The sequence below is a fragment of the Pseudarthrobacter sp. NPDC055928 genome (assembly GCF_042270935.1).
GTDB lineage: Bacteria > Actinomycetota > Actinomycetes > Actinomycetales > Micrococcaceae > Arthrobacter.
In genome coordinates this window covers 1-17562 of the sequence record NZ_JBHJZH010000015.1, presented here as the reverse complement: position 1 = coordinate 17562, position 17562 = coordinate 1, and the positions used below count along the sequence as shown (strand labels likewise).

At 65.4% G+C, this 17562-nt stretch carries 18 protein-coding genes; 11 read left to right on the top strand and 7 right to left on the bottom strand.

Annotation, left to right across the window (positions count from 1 at the left end):
- Positions 1-74 precede the first annotated feature (74 nt).
- Positions 75-1394: an MFS transporter gene (locus ACFC25_RS17385; RefSeq protein ID WP_376047413.1), complete on the top strand. Its 1320-nt coding sequence runs from the start codon at positions 75-77 to the stop codon at positions 1392-1394.
- Between the two features lie 115 nt (positions 1395-1509).
- Here the strand turns inward: ACFC25_RS17385 and ACFC25_RS17380 are convergent, their stop codons facing one another.
- Entirely contained in the window at positions 1510-2598 is a 1089-nt protein-coding gene (locus tag ACFC25_RS17380; RefSeq protein WP_337348642.1) for an ATP-dependent DNA ligase, read from the bottom strand.
- 104 nt (positions 2599-2702) lie between these two features.
- On the opposite strand from ACFC25_RS17380, the gene ACFC25_RS17375 reads away from it, so the two are divergent.
- On the top strand, positions 2703-3695 hold the full coding sequence (locus ACFC25_RS17375) for a TIGR03885 family FMN-dependent LLM class oxidoreductase (RefSeq protein ID WP_376047409.1): 993 nt from the start codon (positions 2703-2705) through the stop codon (positions 3693-3695).
- Entirely contained in the window at positions 3692-5386 is a 1695-nt protein-coding gene (locus ACFC25_RS17370) for an alpha-amylase family protein (RefSeq protein WP_376047406.1), read from the top strand. The genes ACFC25_RS17375 and ACFC25_RS17370 overlap by 4 nt, the downstream gene beginning before the upstream one ends.
- Before the next feature lie 54 nt (positions 5387-5440).
- On the opposite strand, the gene ACFC25_RS17365 is transcribed toward ACFC25_RS17370, so the two are convergent.
- The gene (locus tag ACFC25_RS17365) at positions 5441-7174 is read right to left on the bottom strand and encodes an alpha-glucosidase (RefSeq protein WP_376047405.1); all 1734 of its coding nucleotides are present in this window, start codon (positions 7172-7174) and stop codon (positions 5441-5443) included.
- A 100-nt stretch (positions 7175-7274) separates the two neighbouring features.
- Here ACFC25_RS17365 and ACFC25_RS17360 point away from each other — a divergent pair, with 100 nt between their 5' ends.
- Positions 7275-8501 carry a pyridoxal phosphate-dependent aminotransferase gene (locus ACFC25_RS17360; protein WP_376047402.1) on the top strand — a complete coding sequence of 409 codons (1227 nt, stop codon included), beginning with the start codon at positions 7275-7277 and terminating at the stop codon, positions 8499-8501.
- Between the two features lie 9 nt (positions 8502-8510).
- On the opposite strand, the gene ACFC25_RS17355 is transcribed toward ACFC25_RS17360, so the two are convergent.
- Positions 8511-8999 (bottom strand): hypothetical protein, encoded by a 489-nt coding sequence (locus ACFC25_RS17355; RefSeq protein WP_376047399.1) that lies wholly within the window; start codon positions 8997-8999, stop codon positions 8511-8513.
- Between the two features lie 172 nt (positions 9000-9171).
- Between ACFC25_RS17355 and ACFC25_RS17350 the strand changes: the two genes are divergently transcribed.
- Positions 9172-9408 (top strand): hypothetical protein, encoded by a 237-nt coding sequence (locus tag ACFC25_RS17350; protein WP_131131975.1) that lies wholly within the window; start codon positions 9172-9174, stop codon positions 9406-9408.
- A gap of 85 nt (positions 9409-9493) precedes the next feature.
- Here the strand turns inward: ACFC25_RS17350 and ACFC25_RS17345 are convergent, their stop codons facing one another.
- The 3 genes from ACFC25_RS17345 to ACFC25_RS17335 all read right to left on the bottom strand — a co-directional run bounded on the left by ACFC25_RS17345 (position 9494) and on the right by ACFC25_RS17335 (position 11192).
- The gene (locus ACFC25_RS17345; protein ID WP_376047397.1) at positions 9494-9781 is read right to left on the bottom strand and encodes a MoaD/ThiS family protein; all 288 of its coding nucleotides are present in this window, start codon (positions 9779-9781) and stop codon (positions 9494-9496) included.
- Entirely contained in the window at positions 9774-10928 is a 1155-nt protein-coding gene (locus ACFC25_RS17340) for an exo-alpha-sialidase (RefSeq protein WP_337348635.1), read from the bottom strand. The genes ACFC25_RS17345 and ACFC25_RS17340 overlap by 8 nt, the downstream gene beginning before the upstream one ends.
- Positions 10929-10991: 63 nt before the next feature.
- Positions 10992-11192, bottom strand: a complete 201-nt coding sequence (locus ACFC25_RS17335) for a hypothetical protein (protein WP_337348634.1) — start codon at positions 11190-11192, stop codon at positions 10992-10994.
- A gap of 301 nt (positions 11193-11493) precedes the next feature.
- Between ACFC25_RS17335 and ACFC25_RS17330 the strand changes: the two genes are divergently transcribed.
- The 6 genes from ACFC25_RS17330 to ACFC25_RS17305 all read left to right on the top strand — a co-directional run bounded on the left by ACFC25_RS17330 (position 11494) and on the right by ACFC25_RS17305 (position 17073).
- Positions 11494-12312 (top strand): hypothetical protein, encoded by an 819-nt coding sequence (locus ACFC25_RS17330; RefSeq protein WP_376047392.1) that lies wholly within the window; start codon positions 11494-11496, stop codon positions 12310-12312.
- Between the two features lie 101 nt (positions 12313-12413).
- Positions 12414-13136, top strand: a complete 723-nt coding sequence (locus ACFC25_RS17325) for a sortase domain-bontaining protein (RefSeq protein ID WP_337348632.1) — start codon at positions 12414-12416, stop codon at positions 13134-13136.
- Positions 13137-13189: 53 nt separating this feature from the next.
- The gene (locus tag ACFC25_RS17320; protein WP_376047389.1) at positions 13190-13702 is read left to right on the top strand and encodes a universal stress protein; all 513 of its coding nucleotides are present in this window, start codon (positions 13190-13192) and stop codon (positions 13700-13702) included.
- A 309-nt stretch (positions 13703-14011) separates the two neighbouring features.
- Entirely contained in the window at positions 14012-14362 is a 351-nt protein-coding gene (locus ACFC25_RS17315) for a metal-sensitive transcriptional regulator (protein WP_337348630.1), read from the top strand.
- A 45-nt stretch (positions 14363-14407) separates the two neighbouring features.
- Complete coding sequence (locus ACFC25_RS17310; protein WP_337348629.1) at positions 14408-14638, top strand: heavy-metal-associated domain-containing protein; 231 nt, start codon at positions 14408-14410, stop codon at positions 14636-14638.
- A gap of 86 nt (positions 14639-14724) precedes the next feature.
- The gene (locus ACFC25_RS17305) at positions 14725-17073 is read left to right on the top strand and encodes a heavy metal translocating P-type ATPase (protein ID WP_376047618.1); all 2349 of its coding nucleotides are present in this window, start codon (positions 14725-14727) and stop codon (positions 17071-17073) included.
- 15 nt (positions 17074-17088) lie between these two features.
- Here ACFC25_RS17305 and ACFC25_RS17300 read toward each other — a convergent pair whose 3' ends face one another.
- Complete coding sequence (locus ACFC25_RS17300; protein WP_337348627.1) at positions 17089-17361, bottom strand: DUF2277 domain-containing protein; 273 nt, start codon at positions 17359-17361, stop codon at positions 17089-17091.
- Between the last annotated feature and the right edge of the window lie 201 nt (positions 17362-17562).

The following is a 17562-nucleotide window of genomic DNA, read 5'->3' as shown; positions in this document are numbered from 1 at the left end:
GCCTCCATCCCAGGCCGCGCCGTCGGCCAGCCCCTGATCCATCCGCGACAATGTCGTCACATCAAAGGAACTCCATGAGCCAGATACTTCCGTCCGCCGAGCCAGGCATCGCTGCCCCGGCCGGGACGCCGAAGAAGGCAGCCCTCGCAAGCTTCCTGGGCAGCGCCGTCGAATACTACGACTTCTTCATCTTCGGTTCCGCCGCCGCCCTGATCTTCCCCACGGTCTTCTTCCCGAATGCTGACGCGAACGCAGCCATCATGTCCTTCGCCACCTTCGGCTTCGCCTACGTGGCCCGCCCGGTGGGCGCCGTCATCCTCGGCCACTTCGGTGACCGGGTGGGCCGGCGGAAGGTCCTGATGTTCACCCTCCTGCTGATGGGTGCCTCCACCTTCCTGATCGGCTGCCTGCCGGACTTCAACACTGTTGGCTGGTGGGCTCCGGCCCTGCTGGTCCTTGCCCGGCTGTGCCAGGGCCTCTCCGCCGCGGGCGAGCAGGCAGGGGCCTCCTCCATGACGCTCGAGCACGCCCCTGACAACCAGCGCTCCTTCTTTACCTCCTGGACCCTCACGGGCACCCAGGGCGGTCAGATCCTCGCAGCCCTCGTCTTCATCCCCGTCCTGGCCCTCCCGGATGAGATCAAGTACGGCATCGGCTGGCGCGTCCCGTTCTGGCTCAGCGCCGTCGTGGTTGTTGTTGCGTTCTTTATCCGCCGCACGCTGCACGAACCGCCCGCCTTCGAGGAAGCCCAGAAGACCGCCCAGATCTCCAAGCTCCCCGTCGCCGACCTCCTCAAAGCACACTGGCGCGACGTCCTCCGGGTCATCTGCTGCGCTTTCATTGCCGCCGTCTCCACCGTGTTCGGCACGCTGGCCATCAGCTACGCAAAGACCGTCGCCGGCGTGGACGGCACCACCACGTTGTGGCTCGTGGTGGGCGCCAACCTTGTGGCCCTGGGCACGCAGCCCCTTTTCGGCAAGCTCGCCGACAAGATCGGCCGCAAGCCCGTCTTCATCTACGGCGCACTCTCCAGCGCCATCCTTACCCCGGTCTTCCTGCTCAGCCTGGAATCCGGCAGCGTCCCGCTGATGTTCCTCGCAGCCATCGGGTTCTTCTCCTGCGGCTACGCTGCCTCCAACGCCGTCTGGCCGTCCTTCTACGCCGAAATGTTCAGCACAAAGGTCCGCTTCTCGGGCCTGGCGATCGGCACGCAGCTGGGCTTCCTGATGGCTGGCTTTGCCCCGGCGATCGTGGCAGCCATGGGCGGCATCAAGCCCGGCGGCTGGGTCCAGATCAGCATCTTCACAGCCATCATCTGCTCCGTCGCTGCGGTCTCCGCGCTGACGGCCAAGGAAACCTTCCGGATTCCCACCAAGCAGCTCGGCCTTAAGTAACGCACCAGCCCACTTTTGAGACCGGAAAGCCCGCCATTCCCCCAAATGGCGGGCTTTCCCTGGTGATAAATGGGCCACTCCGGCAGCAAAAGTGCGACGGCGGGTGGCCGGAGAGTCAGGGCCGCCCGGTTTGAAGCACCTCGGCAAGATCGAAGTTAACCGGCTCTTCGAGCTGTTCGAAGGTGCATGACCCGGGATCCCGGTCCGGCCGCCACCGGTTGAACTGTGCGGTGTGCCGGAACCTTTCACCTTCCATATGGTCGTACCTGACCTCCACCACCAACTCGGGGCGCAGGGGCACGAAGGACAGGTCCTTGCCCGCACTCCACCGGCTGCCTTCGGCGTTCCGCGGCGTCCTTTCGCCTTCCTCCTGCTTGGCCCAGGCCCAGGGATGCCCCTCAAAGTCGGTGACCAATGGTTGGAGCTCGGCGAACAGTTCCTGGCGGCGCTTCATGGGGAAGGCGCCGATCACACCCACACTGGCCAGGGCGCCGTCGTCCTTGTACAGCCCGAGCAGGAGCGAGCCGATCGCATCCGGTCCGCTCTTGTGCAGGCGGTAGCCCGCCACCACGCAGTCCGCCGTGCGTTCGTGCTTGACCTTGAACATCACGCGCTTGTCCGGCTGGTAGCTGCTGTCAAGGTGCTTGGCCACGATGCCGTCCAGCCCCGCGCCCTCGAACTGCTGGAACCATTGCTCGGCGACTGCCCTGTCCTGGGTGGCGGCGGTGACGTGGATTGGCGCGCTGCTGCCGGCGAGCGCCTTCTCCAGGGCGGCCCGACGCTCGGAGAACGGCCGGCCGGTGTAGTCCTCGTCTCCGAGTGCCAGCAGGTCAAAGGCGACGAACTTCGCCGGCGTCTGCTCCGAAAGGAGTTTCACCCGGCTTGCCGCCGGATGGATACGCTGCTGCAGGGCGTCGAAGTCCAGCCGGTCCCCCGACCGGCCCACCAGGACGATCTCACCATCGAGCACGCAACGCGGAGGCAGGTTGGCCTTCAGCGCTTCCACCACCTCGGGGAAGTACCGTGTCATGGGTTTCTCGTTCCTGCTGCCGATCTCCACCTCGTCGCCGTCCCGGAAAATGATGGACCGGAAGCCGTCCCACTTGGGCTCATAGCTCAGGGCACGCCCCTGCGGGACACCACCAAATCCACTGACGGCTTTCGCGAGCATCGGCGGGACGGGCGGCATCACAGGAAGTTTCATAGGCCCCATTCTTGCCCGGCGGCCGCGCCAGCGGTAGGCCCGGTCCAGGAACAGCCGAGCTGAAAGCCTCGACACCATGCGCCGCGGACCTGTAGACCTTAACGATGGTCACCGTCGGCTTTCACGCCTCGCATGAACAGATCAGTCCCCGCCAGCTCCTTGAGGACGTCCAGCACGCGGAGCAGGCGGGTTTCGACGCCGCCATGTGCTCGGACCACATTGAGCCATGGTCTGCCCGGCAGGGCCACTCTGGCTTCGCCTGGTCCTGGCTGGGTGCCGCTCTGGCCACCACAAGCCTGCGCTTTGGTGTCGTCACCGCCCCGGGCCAGCGCTATCACCCCGCCATCACCGCGCATGCCTCGGCCACCCTGGCGGGCATGTTCCCGGGCCGGTTCTGGCTGGCGCCGGGCAGCGGCGAGAACATGAACGAGCACGTCACGGGCGATGCCTGGCCGCCCAAGGAGACCCGCCAGCGCCGGCTTGAGGAGTGCGTGGACATCATCCGGCGCCTGCACCGCGGCGAGGAGGTCACCCACCACGGGCTGGTGACCGTAGAGCAGGCCCGGATCTGGGACGTGCCGGAACCTCCGCCCCCGCTGATCGCCCCTGCCATCAGCGTGGAGACCGCCCGCCGTGCCGCAGCTTGGGCGGACGGTCTGGTGACGGTCAACCAGCCGGCTGACAAGCTGAAACACATGCTGGCCGCGTACCGGGACAACGGGGGCCAGGGCAAAGCGGTCCTGCAGGTGCACCTGTCGTGGGCGCCGCGCGAGGAGGACGCCGTGGCCACGGCGCTGGACCAGTGGAGGACCAACACCTTCGCCCCTCCCGTGCCGTGGGACCTCCCCACTGCGGCCCATTTCGACGGCGTCAGCGGCCACGTCGGCGAGGACCAGGTCCGGAAGTCGGTGAATATCTCCGCCAGCCTGGACCGGCACGCGGAGTGGCTGGCCGGGTACGTTGACCTGGGTTTCGACGAGTTGTACCTGCACTTTGTGGGGCAGGAGCAGGCGCCGTTCATCGATACTTTCGGCGCCGACGTGCTGCCGCAACTGCGCCCGGCGGCCGTTACGGACCCGCTGGAGGCCAGGCTGTGAGGATCGCCGAGACCTCGGACCTCTGGTGGAAAAACGCCGTGATCTACTGCCTGGACGTCGAGACTTTCTTCGACGACGACGGCGACGGCACCGGTGATTTCGCCGGCCTCACGCAGCGGGTGGACTACCTCTCTGCCTTGGGCGTGACGTGCATCTGGCTGATGCCGTTCTACCCGTCACCGGACCGCGACGACGGATATGACGTGACGGATTTCTTCACGGTGGATTCCCGGCTGGGCACCATGGGCGACCTCGTCGAGTTCATCCGCAGCGCCAAGGACCGGGGAATGCGCGTCATCGCTGACTTCGTGGTCAACCACACCTCCAACCAGCACCCTTGGTTCGTTGAGGCCCGGAAGTCCAAGGACAATCCGTATCGGGACTACTTCGTGTGGCGGAGCGACACTCCGCCGGACACCTCCTCCGAGGTGGTTTTCCCCGGTGAGCAGACCTCCCTCTGGACCAAGGATGAACCCACCGGCGAGTGGTCTCTGCACATGTTCGCCGAACACCAGCCGGACCTGAACGTGACAAACCCCAAGGTCCGCAACGAGATCGCCAAAGCCATGGGTCTCTGGCTTGAACTGGGCCTGGACGGATTCAGGCTGGACGCCGTGCCGTTCTTCCTCGAGACGCGGGGCCAGCCCAAGGACGAGGCCGCCAACCGCGATCCGCACGAATACCTCAGCGCGCTGCGCAGCTTCCTGGGCCGCCGCAACGGCAGCGCCGTGATGCTCGGCGAGGTCAACCTCCCCTACAAGGAGCAGCTTGAATACTTCGGCGGGGCCGAGGGCAACGAGCTGAACATGCAGTTCGACTTCATGACTATGCAGCACCTTTACCTGTCCCTGGCCCGCCAGGATGCCCGGCCGCTGACCGAGAACCTTAAGAGCCGCCCGCCGCTGCACCCCGACAATCAGTGGGCGATGTTCGTGCGCAACCACGATGAACTGACCCTGGACAAGCTCAATGACGCCGAGCGCCAGGAGGTCTTTGCTGCCTTCGGCCCTGAGAAGAACATGCAGATCTACGGGCGCGGGCTCCGCCGCAGGCTGCCACCCATGCTCGGCGGTGACGCCGAAAGGATCAGGATGGTGTACTCGCTGATGTTCTCCCTTCCCGGCACCCCTGTCCTGTTCTACGGCGAGGAAATCGGCATGGGGGAGGACTTGCGGCAGAAGAGCCGCGCCGCGGTTCGCACGCCCATGCAGTGGAACAGCACCAGGAACGGCGGATTCTCAAGCGCCAAGGCGTCCGACCTCGTGGTCCCGCTGGCCCGCGGCGAGTACGGTCCGGCGAACGTCAACGCCTCCGCCGCCAAACGGGACCCGGATTCCCTCTGGAACTTCATGGCCAAGCTGATCCAGCGCTACCGCGAATCCCCGGAGCTCGGCTGGGGCGAGTTCGCAGTGATCGACCAGGCTGAGCCTGGCGTCTTCGCCCACACATGCGTCTCGGACGGGGCCACCATGGTGCTGCTGCACAACTTCGGCACCAGCACGGTCAAGGTCACCGGCAAGGTGGGGCCTGAGGACGGGCCGAAGCGGGCGTTTAGGGGGGCCACCTTGCTGGACGTGCTCGACGGCGACAACGTGCCGCTGGAGCCCGACGGCGGCTTCAGCGTGGAGCTGGGCCGTTACGGCTACCGGTGGTTCCGCGTGCAGCAGCCGGGCGACCGGTTGGCGCCCTGAGCAGACTGGCGCCCTGCCCTTGTGGCAGCTCCTCGGCAGCTGACAGGTGTGGACCTACAGTTCCCGGCGCAGGACCCTCACTTCCCAGGGCCGCAACGCCGGACCGCCGTCGGGTGGGTAGTTCCCCAGGACTTGGGCGGCGCCCGCCCAACTGGGGTCACCGACGTCGGCCATTTGGTCTGAACCGGAGAAGTTGCCCAGTACCAGCAGTTCGGCGTCCGGCAGCGAGCGCGTGAAGGCATAGACGTGTTCGTCGTCGGGCAGCAGCATAGTGAAATCTCCATAGGCCACCACGGGGTCCGTGTGGCGCAGGCCGATCACCCTGCGGTAGAAGCTGTACACGGAGTCCGGGTCGTCCACCTGCGCGGCAGCGTTAATGGTGTTGGCGTTGGGGTTCACGGCAATCCATGGCGCCCCGGTGGTGAAGCCGCCGTGGCGGGTTGCGTCCCATTGGACGGGAGTGCGGGCGTTGTCCCGGTTCAGTGGTGCCAGGGCGGCCAGCACCTCGGCATCGGTGTGGCCGAGGTGGGTGGTGGCCTCGCGGTGGTGGTTGAGTACTTCGATGTCCCGGTAGTCACTGATGGCGCCGAAGGTCATGTTGGTCATGCCCAACTCCTCGCCCTGGTAGACATACGGCGTGCCACGGTGCAGGTGGAGGACGGCAGCCAGCATCTTGGCGGACACGTCACGGTATTGGCCGTCGTCGCCGAAGCGGGACACGGCCCGGGCCTGGTCATGGTTGCCCCAGTAGAGGCTGTTCCACCCGCGCTCCCCCAGCGCCTCCTGCCAGCGGCCCAGTGACTTCTTCAGGTCGGTGAGCCGGAGCTTCCTGGGCCGCCATTTGTTGCCGCCCTCCTGGTCCAGGGCCACGTGCTCAAACTGGAAGACCATGTCGACCTCCGCCCGGGCGGGGTCGGTGAACAGGACGGCGTCCTCCACGGTGACGCCAGGCATTTCGCCCACGGTCAGCAGGTCCTTATCCCGGCCCTCGAAGACCTCCTGGTGCATCTCGTGGAGGAACTCGTGGATCCGCGGACCGCAGATGTAATGCGGGCCGCCGTCGCCGTAGAGCATGCCGTCAGCCCGCGGCCCGTCCGGCAGGGAAGGGTCCTTGGAGATGAAGTTGATGACGTCCATCCGGAAACCGTCCACACCGCGGTCCAGCCACCAGTTCATCATGTCGTAGACGGCGGCCCGGACCTCGGGGTTTTCCCAGTTCAGGTCCGGCTGCTTCTTCGAAAAAAGGTGCAGGTAGTATTCGCCGCTGGCGGCGTCATACTCCCACGCCGGGCCGGAGAACGCCGAGCCCCAGTTGTTGGGTTCGGCTCCGGGCGCACCCGGCTCCGCGCCGTCCCGCGGGGCGCGCCACCAGTACCAGTCCCGTTTTGGGTTGTCCCGGGAGGAGCGGGACTCGGCAAACCACGGATGCTCGTCGGAAGTGTGGTTGACCACCAGGTCCATCACCAGCTTCATGCCGCGGGCGTGGAGGCCGTCCAGCAGTTCGTCCAGGGTGTCGAGGTCCCCGAACACCGGATCGATGTCACGGTAGTCGCTGATGTCGTAGCCGTTGTCGTCCTGCGGCGAGCGGTAAACCGGGGACAGCCAGAGGACGTCGATGCCAAGGTCCTGGAGGTAGTCAAGCCGCCCGATGATGCCGCGGAGGTCGCCCACGCCGTCGCCGTCGGAATCGGCGAAGCTGCGCGGGTAGATCTGGTAGACCACGGCGCTTTTGAACCATTCCCGTCCCGCTCGGCGGGCCGTTTCCGACTGGATTTCCTGGCTGGTCATGGCTTCCTCCTGGGACGCGGCGCGGCGGGATACGGGCTCAGTGAAAGTCTGGTTCCCGCAGGTACTGCGGTCAATGGCCCCCATTATGAAAAGATCAACCATGCGCCCTATGCAACACTCCAGCAAACTCCAGAACGTCCGGTATGAACTCCGCGGGCCCATCCTCCAGGCGGCCAAGGTCATGGAAGCCGAGGGGCACCGGATCCTCAAGATGAATCTCGGGGACACCGCACCGTTCGGCATGGAGGCGCCGGAGTCAGTGGTGGTGGACATGATCCACCACCTGCGGGACGCCCAGGGCTACAGCGATTCCAAGGGGATCTTCTCCGCCCGGACGGCCATCTCGCAGTACTACCAGACCCGTGGCCTCATGCAGATCGGCGTGGAGGACATTTTCATCGGGAACGGTGTCAGTGAGCTCATTTCCATGTGCCTGCAGGCGTTTATGGAAAACGGCGATGAGATCCTGGTCCCGGCCCCCGACTACCCCCTGTGGACGGCCGCGGTGACCCTCACCGGAGGCAAGCCGGTGCACTATCTCTGCGATGAGGCTGAGCACTGGTGGCCGGACATGGCCGATGTCGAGGCAAAGATCACCGACCGCACCAAGGGGATCGTGATCATCAACCCGAACAACCCCACCGGTGCTGTCTACCCGCGGCACATACTGGAACAGTTTGCTGCGCTGGCCCGGAAGCACAACCTGGTCCTGTTCTCGGACGAGATCTACGAGAAGGTGCTTTACGAGGACGCTACCCACATCCACACGGCCTCCGTGGCCGAAGACGTGTGCGTCCTGACCTTCAGCGGTTTGTCCAAGGCGTACCGCATGCCGGGGTACCGGGCAGGCTGGGTGGCGGTCACTGGACCCCACGCCGCCACTGCCGACTACCGCGAGGGACTTGAGCTCCTTGCCTCGCTGCGCCTGTGCCCCAACGTTCCGGCCCAGCATGCAATCCAGACGTGCCTGGGCGGCTACCAAAGCATCGAGGCGCTGGTGAAGCCGGGCGGCAGGCTGCGCGACCAACGCGATCTGGCGTACAAGCTCCTCACGGCCATCCCCGGCGTCACGTGCGTCCCTGCGGCGGGAGCCATGTACCTGTTTCCCCGTCTGGACCCGGAGCTATACCCGATCAGGAGTGATGAGCAGTTCGTCCTGGACCTCCTCCAGGACCAAAAGATCCTGGTGTCCCACGGCTCGGCCTTCAATTGGCCCGCTCCGGACCACTTCCGCTTTGTGATCCTCCCCTCCGTCCTGGACATCGAGGAAGCCGTGCGGAGGATCTCCACGTTCCTGGCGACCTACCGCAGCAGTGTGGCGGACTGACCGCGGGAGTCAGGTCTGGTTTGAGCGCTCCTTTGCGGCGGCAATAAGCTTCTCAGCCTCCCGCAGGATGTGGGCCGCCGCCGCCGACCCCACCGGCACCGCAATATTCCGGGAGGGCAGCGGCACGTCACGGTCCGGGCGCTGGCCGGCTCCGGGACGGACCCCTGGGACGCCTTCCAGGGAGGCCAGGCGGTCCAGTTCCTGGTCCTGGATGCCAACGGCCAGCGCACTCATCAGCTCGGCGTCTTCAGCCGTGGCGAGGTCGCTGCCGATCAGTTGCACCAGGACTTTAATCCCCGCCAGCCGCCGCTGAGGATCAGCATCGCTCAGGGCCGAGTCGATGCCCCACTGGGCGCGCTTCCACCATTGGTCGCGCCGGTCCGCGTGCGACTTCTGCCGGTACGTCAGGTAGGCCACCAGGACTACTCCGAAGGTGGCCAGGGGTGCCACCGCTGCAGCCCCCAGCACAGCAGTCCAGATCCCGTCCATGATCTCCATGCCATCACCTTAGACACGCCGCCCCTGGATCGGCTGGTGGACGCGGAAACGGGCCCGGCGCAGGGATCTAACCGGCTCCTAACCGTCAGGAAACGCGGGCGCAACAATGCCCCGCCACACTGGAAGTGCCGGCAAGCGCAGGCGTCCAGCTCCAGTCCAGGAGGCCCCAGCCATGTTGAAGGAAGTCAAAGCCCATGTCACCCGGGTCCGCGCCCTGGACCAGCTCCACCGCGGCGATGAAATCGAAGCCCGTCTCTCGGTTGGGCCCAGCTACGACGACGTTGTGATCCGCCGTGGAAGCGTCCAGGAAACGGCTCCGGGCATCGGAGTCGTCTGGATCATGGACCGCCACACAGGAATGCGCAAAGCAATCAATACCGACGAATGCAGCGTGTGGCGCATCGCCTGACCAGGAACGTTCGTGCCACTCAAACAGCACCACGACGGCGGGCGCAGTCAGTCAGGACTGCCCGCCGTCATGGAGCCAAGCCGGTTTAGCCGCCGGCAACCGACTGGATAATCAGAACTTCCTGTCCGTCCGTCACCTCAGTTTCCAGGCCTTGGAGCCTGCGCACCTCGTCGCCGTCCACGTAGACGTTCACGTACCTGCGCAGGGCACCGGTCTCGTCCCGCAGGCGCCTCGCCAGCACGGGGTAGTCCCCTGCTACCGAGTCCAGGAGCTTCCGCACCGTCATCGAGCCTTCGGCGGGCGCAGTCAGGATGGACTGCCCGCCGGCCAGGGGCTGCAGGATGCTGGGCAGCACCAGGCGGATATCAGGCACCCTGGGACGCCGCCGTTTCCGGAACACGCGACTCCGGCAGCCCTGCTCCCGCCACCAGGGCGGCGCGGACACACAGAACATCCGGAAGATGGCTGGCAACTTCCGTAAATGTCTCCCCCTCATCCGCGCTGGCGTACACCGCGCCGCCGCGGGTCCCGAAGTAGACGCCCACCGGCTCGGCGGAGTCCACGCACGCGGCGTCCCGGAGCACGCTGTTGTATTCCCCCTCGGGCAGTCCGGTGGAGAGGCGCTTCCAAGTGGCTCCGGCGTCGTCCGTGCGGTGCATTGCAAGCTTTCCTTCGGGAGGGATACGTTCGCCGTCGGCCTTTAGCGGCACCACCCAGGCAGTCCCCTCCCGCCGGGGGTGTGTGAGCATCACAAAGCCAAAGTCCGCAGGCAGCCCCTCCGCGATGGATTCCCAGTGCTCGCCGTTGTCGTCCGTACGGTACACGCCGTGGTGATTTTGGGCGTAGAGGCGACCTTCGACGGCGGCATCCGCAGCGATCTTGTGCACACACTGGCCGAATTCCGGGTTGGGGTCCGGCATGAAGTAGGCCGAAATACCCTTGTTCCTGGCCTCCCAGGACGCTCCGCCGTCGAGCGAGCGGTATACGCCGCCGGTACTCATGGCGATATGGACGTTGTCACCCGCCGGGTTGACCACGATCGAATGGGCGGCGGCGCCCCCGTAGCCGGCACCCCACTCACTGCGGTGCGGGTGGTCCCACAGCCCGCGGTTCAGCTCGAAGTGTTCGCCGCCGTCAGTGGATTTCCACACGGAAATGGGTTCGGCGCCTGCCCAGACCACTCCGGGCCGCGACTCTGCGTCCGGATAGATCTGCCAGATACGCTCGACGGCGGCTCCGGTGTCTTCGGGAAAGGTGATGGCCCCCTGTTCGGGCTCGGACCAGGTGGCGCCGAGGTCATCGGAGTGGGCCACGGTAGGCCCCCAATGCTCGGACCGGACCCCCACCATGATCCGGGTGCGGCCGTTTCGGGTGTCGATGCCAATGCTGGGAATTTCGCTCATCAAGAAATGCGGGCCGGAGAAGGACCACTGTTGCCTGTCTTGGCTGGTGGCCAGCCACAGGCCCTTTTTGGTTCCGATCGCCAGGACAAAGCTCTCTGTGGATGCCATGCACCCCATGCAACCACTCCGGCCGGAAGGCCGCAACGGTTTTCGACAGGGCCGGCTCTTAGTCCGGCGGCGTTAGTCCACGAACTCGGACTGGGTCTCGATGAAATCCCAGTCCGCTTCAGTGAGCACCGAGACGGGATTCTCAGGGTGGGGTCCTCCCGCTTCGGCGATGCCCTGCAGCACTGGGAGGGGCAGCTCCTCCGCACGCAGGTTCTCCCGGAGCCATTCCTTGGAGGCAAGGTCCAAGTCCAGCCACCACATGTAAATTTCCATGCCCGTCACGCCCTTTCGTATGACTCATACGTTAGGCGCGGGCATGTCCACGTTCAAGGGTGCCAGTCCACGAAGCCAGTTCCGTGCGGAAGGAACAAGTAGTATTCCCACGGCTTCCGCGTAGTAGCAGGTATCGCCGCAGTTCAGCGGCCTTTAAAGTCGAGTACCCGCTACTCGCGACTGCCTCTTGGGGCCACCCTAGCCTGAAGTGACAAGCAAGCTGACCGTGCTGCTGGGGCACTCAGAGTCACCGCTACTCCCCCTCATCATGGTCCGTTTCACACACACTGGGGAGAAAACAATGAAACGTACCGTTGCAACACTGGGGGTCATGGGGCTAGGGCTGATCAGCCTGACAGCACCAGCAATCGCTGCTCCAAACATGGTTATTGTCTGCCACGACGGTTCAGAAACCGGGACCGGCTGGGATGCGATTCAATTCAACGTGAACGGTCTCAACGGCCACGACGGACATGCCACCGACATCATCCCGCCGAATGCGTCCATACCGGGCGGCCTGAACTGGACGAACGCCGGAAAGATTATCTACATCGCCAACTGCGCGCCGTTGCCGCCGGGCGAGGAGCCTCCGGTCTATCCGCCGGTGGACCCACCAGTCGTCGTGGTGGACCCACCAGTCGTCGTCGACCCACCGGTTGTCGTGGTGGACCCACCAGTCGTCGTCGACCCACCCGTCGTCGTCGTCGACCCACCCGTCGTCGTGGTGGACCCACCAGTCGTCGTCGACCCACCCGCCGTCGTCGTCGACCCACCCGTCGTCGTCGTCGACCCGCCCGTTGTCGTGGAGACGCCGGTCGTCGTGGTGGACCCGCCCGCCGTCGTGGAGACGCCCGTGGTGCAGACACCGGGTGTTGTCCAGACGCCGGTAACCACCGTGACCCCAACAGCACAGACCCCCGTGGCACCGGCAACAGTACAGACGCCGGTAACCACCGGGGCGCAGGCCGTCAGCCAAGGCACCAACCGCGGCTTCAACGCCCAGACGGCAGTAGGCGGAACTGAAAGTGCTCCTACGTGGCTAGCGGGCCTGGCCGTGATGCTGGGCGCAGGCGCAGTGGTTGCTGTCCGCCGCAGGTCCCTGGAGGCAGAAGCAGGCTAGCACCAGTTCGGACTGGGCCGAACTGACCTGCAGGGCGCCCCGCCAACCCAAGGCGGGGCGCCCTTCCTGTAAGCACATTTTCGAAAAGCCTAAGGAGCATCGTGGCAAAGCAAACCGGCAGGCACGAACTGGCGAAACGGCGCCGCGGATGGAACCGCGCCGACCTGGCCATTCTTGCCTGCGGTGTTCTGGGTTTCTTTTCCTTCACATTTGGCGGGCCGCTGCTGGACCAGCATGGGGCCGCTGCGCCCGGAACAACCGGCACTGTGCACTCGGCGGGAACGTCGTCGATCGAACTGCCATTGCCCCTGGCCGTTTCTGGCCTGCCGTCCTCTCCCACCCACGCACCAACTGCCGCGCCCGTAGCCGCAGGTCCCGTCCTCCCGGCGGCTTCGCCGCCACTGCGGGTCGTCTATCCGAAAGCTGCGATGGACACAGCCGTACATCCACTGGCGCCGGACAGCACCGCCGTCGAGAGCCAGACAATCGTGCCGCCCACCACCATGGATGGTTATTGGCTAACACCCTTCGGTGTGCCGGGAAACGGATCGAACAACACCACTTACGTCATTGGCCACAGCTGGGAAGGCCAGGATGCCCCGTTTAACCACCTCAGCTCCGCGGCAGCAGTGGGCGACGAGTTCGAGGTAGTCACCGCCACCGGAACTATCCGGTATCGCGTGGACACTGTGACCACGTACCTCAAGGCCACACTCAAGGACAGCCCCATCTGGGACATGGTGCCCAGCAGGCTGGTGCTGATCAGTTGCTACACGGAAGATCCGTGGGGGAAAAACGTGGTGGTCTCCGCCTCACCAGCCTAGGAACGAACTCCCGGACACTGTTCAAGCACACCCGCCGGGCAGAGAATGAGCTTATGACGCCAGAACGATTCAGCGGTCCGCCTCCCCTGCTGGTGGGTGTTATCCCTGATCAGCACCCCGAGGTACTCCGTACCGCGACCCAACTCGCGGTGCGGCTCTCTGCCCCTTTGCTCTGCGCGTACGTAGACGAGGCGAGCTACCTGGTCGAATGGGATCCGGCCCGCTCCGCGCACAGGCTGTCCCTCCATCCTGACAAGGATGACGAGGACGTCCGTGCCGTGACAATGGAAATCAGGGCGGTCATTAACGACGCCGTCACCACCGCCGGAGACCCTCCCATCAATTGGACACTCCGCACCTTGGCCGGCGATCCTGCACGCGCCCTCGCCCGGCTCGCGGCAGAGACCAACGCTCCCATGATCATTGTGGGGACCTCCGAACGGGGACTCGCGCACCGGATTTCTGAGGCGCTCAGCGGCTCCGTGGCCTCGTGGCTCAGCCATCACCAGAGCAGGCCCGTACTGGTGGTTCCATACCGGATGCCCGCCCACGAGGACGCCGGATAAGGCCGCAGCTGCCGCAGAACGCCATGGCTGCGGCGCCCTGGAATAATAAAGTGAAAGTAGTTATTCGAGGTGGTGGCGGACCGCCTTACCGGCAAGTAAGCTGGTTCAAGCAGACCGATCCAGCCTGATGGAATGGATGGGTAAACTGCCCAAAAGCTGCTCCGGAGTGCGTATCCCCCAATAACGCACTCCGGAGCTTTTTGTTGCCCTTTTCCCGGGCATCTGGCAACGGCACTCACCTAAGCCGCCCTTCTCAATACCCCCCAGGGGTACTTGTGCTATACCCCCATGGGGTATACCTTGGGTTTTATGAACGTACCGGAAGAAGTTGTCGCAGAGCTGGCCCATGGCACGGATTCCGCGACGGAGCATGGCTATACCGGCAACAAAGAGGCCTACCTTCGCCGGCTCAAGCGCATCGAGGGACAGGTGCGCGGCATCGCCCGGATGGTTGACGAGGACAAGTACTGCATCGACATCCTGACTCAGGTTTCCGCCGTGACCAAGGCCCTTCACGCCGTCAGCCTCGGGCTTGTGGAGGAGCATATCGGCCACTGCGTCGTGGGAGCCGCCTCCGAGCCCGATCCCGAACTCCGCGCCGAAGCGATCGACATCAAAGTCAAGGAAGCCGCCGACGCCATCGGGCGCCTGCTTCGCTAAACCACCATTTACCGGCCACCAGCCGGTCCACCCTAAGGAGCCCCCATGAGCACCACCTCCACCACCGTCAGTGTTTCGGGTATGACCTGCGGCCACTGTGTCTCGTCGGTCAGCGAAGAACTTGAATCCCTCGCCGGGGTCGAAGCCGTGGACGTGGACCTCAATGCCGGTGGTATTTCCACGGTCACCATTACCTCCAGCCAGGAACTGTCACCATCGGAAATTGGCGAGGCCGTGGCCGAGGCCGGATACCTGGTGGTAGCCAACGATGCCTGAGTGCACCGCTGATCAGAGGACGCTCCGTGAGCACTGAACATCCCCACCAGCCCGGGAGCCGGGTGGTTGACCTTGAGATCGAGGGCATGACCTGCGCCTCCTGCGTGAACCGCGTAGAGAAGAAGCTTGGCAAGCTCGACGGCGTGGAAGCCTCGGTCAACCTCCCCCTGGAATCCGCCCACGTGAAAGTCCCCGCAGGCATCACGGACGAACAGATTACGGCCACGGTGGAAGCAGCAGGCTACAAGGCAAGGATCCGCCAGTCACCCTCCCACAGCCACCATGCGCACGAGCATGCCGAGGTTGTCTCAGGTGGCGCCACCCAAAGTGACCACGCGGACCATGGCACCGAGGGCGCCACTCCTGGTGGCGACCACATGCAGCACGGCGGCACGGCCTCCCAGCTCAAGCCGCGCCTCATCCTGGCAGCCGTCCTCACGGTGCCGGTCTTCCTGATTTCCATGGTCCCGGCCTTCCAGTTCGCGCACTGGGGTTGGGCGGCGGGAGCCCTGGCGTTGCCCGTGGTCACTTGGGCAGCGTGGCCGTTCCACCGGGCGGCAGCTATCAACGCCCGGCACTTAGCGTCAACGATGGACACCTTGGTGTCCCTCGGCGTCATTGCCGCCTACCTCTTCTCAGCGTGGCAGCTGTTCAGCAACCCCCGAATGACCGAACACCCCGGGATGGAAGGGATGGAACCCGGCGGCCTCTACTTCGAGGTGGCCGCCGTCGTCACCACGTTCCTGCTCCTGGGCCGCTTCCTGGAGGCCAACGCCAAACAGAGGGCCGGGGACGCACTCAGGGCCCTGCTGAACCTGGGCGCCAAGGACGCCACGGTCCTGCGGGACAGCGGCGAAACCAAGATCCCTGCCGACGAGCTCCAGGTGGGTGACGTCATCGTGGTCCGGCCGGGTGAAAAGATCGCCACTGACGGCTTGGTCATCGAGGGCAGTTCCGCGGTGGACGAGTCCCTGGTAACGGGTGAATCCGTACCGGTGGAAGTGGGCCCGGACAGCAAAGTCACTGGAGCCACCATCAACACCTCGGGACGGCTCCTGGTTCGCGCAACCCGGGTAGGATCCGAAACCACCCTCGCCCAGATGGCGCGCCTGGTTTCCCAGGCCCAGACAGGCAAGGCACCGATTGCCCGCCTCGCGGACCGCATCAGCGCCGTCTTCGTCCCGGTAGTGCTGGTCATCGCAGTGCTCACTTTCGCGGCCTGGTTGCTCCTTGCCGGACCCTCCGTCAGTGAAGCCGAACTGCGGGCCGCCTTCACCGCTGCCGTCGCGGTCCTGGTCATCGCCTGCCCCTGCGCGCTGGGACTGGCAACACCCGTGGGACTGCTCACCGGTACCGGCCGCGGCGCGCAGCTGGGCATCCTGATCAAGGGGCCCCAGGTGCTGGAGGACACCCGGACCGTGGACACTATCCTGCTGGACAAGACCGGGACGGTCACCACCGGCCGGCTGGCCGTGGACAACACCGTAGCTTTCGACGGGTTCACCCGTTCCGAGGTACTGCGACTCGCCGGCGCGGTGGAGGCAGCGTCCGAGCACCCGATTGCCCACGCCATTGCAGCCGCCGCCCTCGGCCAGGTCTCGGCCGCCGCGGCCCGGATGCCTGCCACGGGGGGTTCCGTCCGGAGCCCTGAGGGCCAGGACGACGACGGCGGGCGGCTTCCCGCCGTCGAGCAGTTCCGTTCGGCGCCCGGCGGCGGAGTGGCCGGCACAGTGGAGGGCCGTCCGGTGCTTGCCGGCCGCACCGGGTGGCTGCACGAGAACGGCGTCCAGATCTCCCCCGCGCAGCAAGAGGTCCTACATACCACCGAGGCATCCGGTGCCACTGCCATTTGGGTGGCCGTGGACGGGACCGCAGCGGGCGTCATCAGCCTCCGGGACACCATCAAACCGGGATCAGCGGCAGCCATCTCCCGGCTGAGGGCCCTGGGGCTCCGGCCCATCCTGCTGACAGGCGATAACGCCGCCGTCGCCGCCCAAGTGGCCGACGCCGTCGGCATTTCGCCCGATGACGTGTATGCCGGAATTCTCCCGGCCGGAAAAGTGGACGCTGTCCGGAAGCTGCAGGCCAACGGAGCGATCGTGGCCATGGCTGGGGACGGTGTGAACGATGCCGCCGCGTTGGCGCAGGCTGACCTAGGGATCGCCATGGGTTCTGGCACCGACGTGGCCATCGAGGCCGCGGACCTCACTGTTATGGGCAATGACCTGGGCCAGGTGGCGCAGGCCATTGAGCTGTCCCGCAGGACCCTGGCCACCATCAGGACCAACCTGTTCTGGGCGTTCTTCTACAACGCCGTGGGTATCCCCGTCGCCGCTTTGGGCCTGCTCAACCCGATGATTGCCGGCGCTGCGATGGCGGCGAGCTCCGTCTTGGTCGTGGCGAACTCGCTCCGGCTGCGCAGCTTCGGCCGCTAACCGCGCGGACTAGGGTCAGGCAGCGCCGAAGCGCACTGCAGCCCGGGCCTTGGCCTTCGCGGCCTCCGTTTCCCGGTCCTTGGCGGGCGCATGGCTCACGAGCGCATCGAGAAGGTGCGCAGTGATATGGGCGATCTCGTGTACTGCCTCGTTGAAGGCCGCCTCATTAGCTTTGGAGGGCTTGGTGCTGCCGCTGATCTTGCGCACGTACTGCAGGGCGGCGGCGTGCACCTCCTCGGACGTGGCGTGCGGTTCGTAGTTGTGGAGGGTTCGGATGTTCCGGCACATAAGGCCATGCTAGGCTCTGGAACGCCTGGGATCGACCCCCTGCCCCATCCTGCTTGCGGTCTTCCGCGATGGGCAGCGGTGCATGGGCAGCGGTCCCCATCGACAGTGTTTTGGGGCCGGGATAGGTTCTAGGTAATGGATCTTCCGGATCAGCCGGGGGCCGCTGGGGATGCCGACCTTGATCGGATCCAAGACTAAACG

Bases quoted from the DNA above. Each gene is read 5' to 3' on its own strand.
- ACFC25_RS17360 (WP_376047402.1), top strand. From the start codon at position 7,275: ATGCGCCCTATGCAACACTCCAGCAAACTCCAGAACGTCCGGTATGAA.
- ACFC25_RS17340 (WP_337348635.1), bottom strand. From the start codon at position 10,928: ATGGGGTGCATGGCATCCACAGAGAGCTTTGTCCTGGCGATCGGAACC.
- ACFC25_RS17355 (WP_376047399.1), bottom strand. From the start codon at position 8,999: ATGGAGATCATGGACGGGATCTGGACTGCTGTGCTGGGGGCTGCAGCG.
- ACFC25_RS17305 (WP_376047618.1), top strand. From the start codon at position 14,725: ATGACCTGCGCCTCCTGCGTGAACCGCGTAGAGAAGAAGCTTGGCAAG.
- ACFC25_RS17380 (WP_337348642.1), bottom strand. From the start codon at position 2,598: ATGAAACTTCCTGTGATGCCGCCCGTCCCGCCGATGCTCGCGAAAGCC.
- ACFC25_RS17365 (WP_376047405.1), bottom strand. From the start codon at position 7,174: ATGACCAGCCAGGAAATCCAGTCGGAAACGGCCCGCCGAGCGGGACGG.
- ACFC25_RS17315 (WP_337348630.1), top strand. From the start codon at position 14,012: ATGAACGTACCGGAAGAAGTTGTCGCAGAGCTGGCCCATGGCACGGAT.
- ACFC25_RS17385 (WP_376047413.1), top strand. From the start codon at position 75: ATGAGCCAGATACTTCCGTCCGCCGAGCCAGGCATCGCTGCCCCGGCC.
- ACFC25_RS17320 (WP_376047389.1), top strand. From the start codon at position 13,190: ATGACGCCAGAACGATTCAGCGGTCCGCCTCCCCTGCTGGTGGGTGTT.
- ACFC25_RS17335 (WP_337348634.1), bottom strand. From the start codon at position 11,192: ATGGAAATTTACATGTGGTGGCTGGACTTGGACCTTGCCTCCAAGGAA.
- ACFC25_RS17300 (WP_337348627.1), bottom strand. From the start codon at position 17,361: ATGTGCCGGAACATCCGAACCCTCCACAACTACGAACCGCACGCCACG.
- ACFC25_RS17330 (WP_376047392.1), top strand. From the start codon at position 11,494: ATGAAACGTACCGTTGCAACACTGGGGGTCATGGGGCTAGGGCTGATC.
- ACFC25_RS17375 (WP_376047409.1), top strand. From the start codon at position 2,703: ATGGTCACCGTCGGCTTTCACGCCTCGCATGAACAGATCAGTCCCCGC.
- ACFC25_RS17350 (WP_131131975.1), top strand. From the start codon at position 9,172: ATGTTGAAGGAAGTCAAAGCCCATGTCACCCGGGTCCGCGCCCTGGAC.
- ACFC25_RS17310 (WP_337348629.1), top strand. From the start codon at position 14,408: ATGAGCACCACCTCCACCACCGTCAGTGTTTCGGGTATGACCTGCGGC.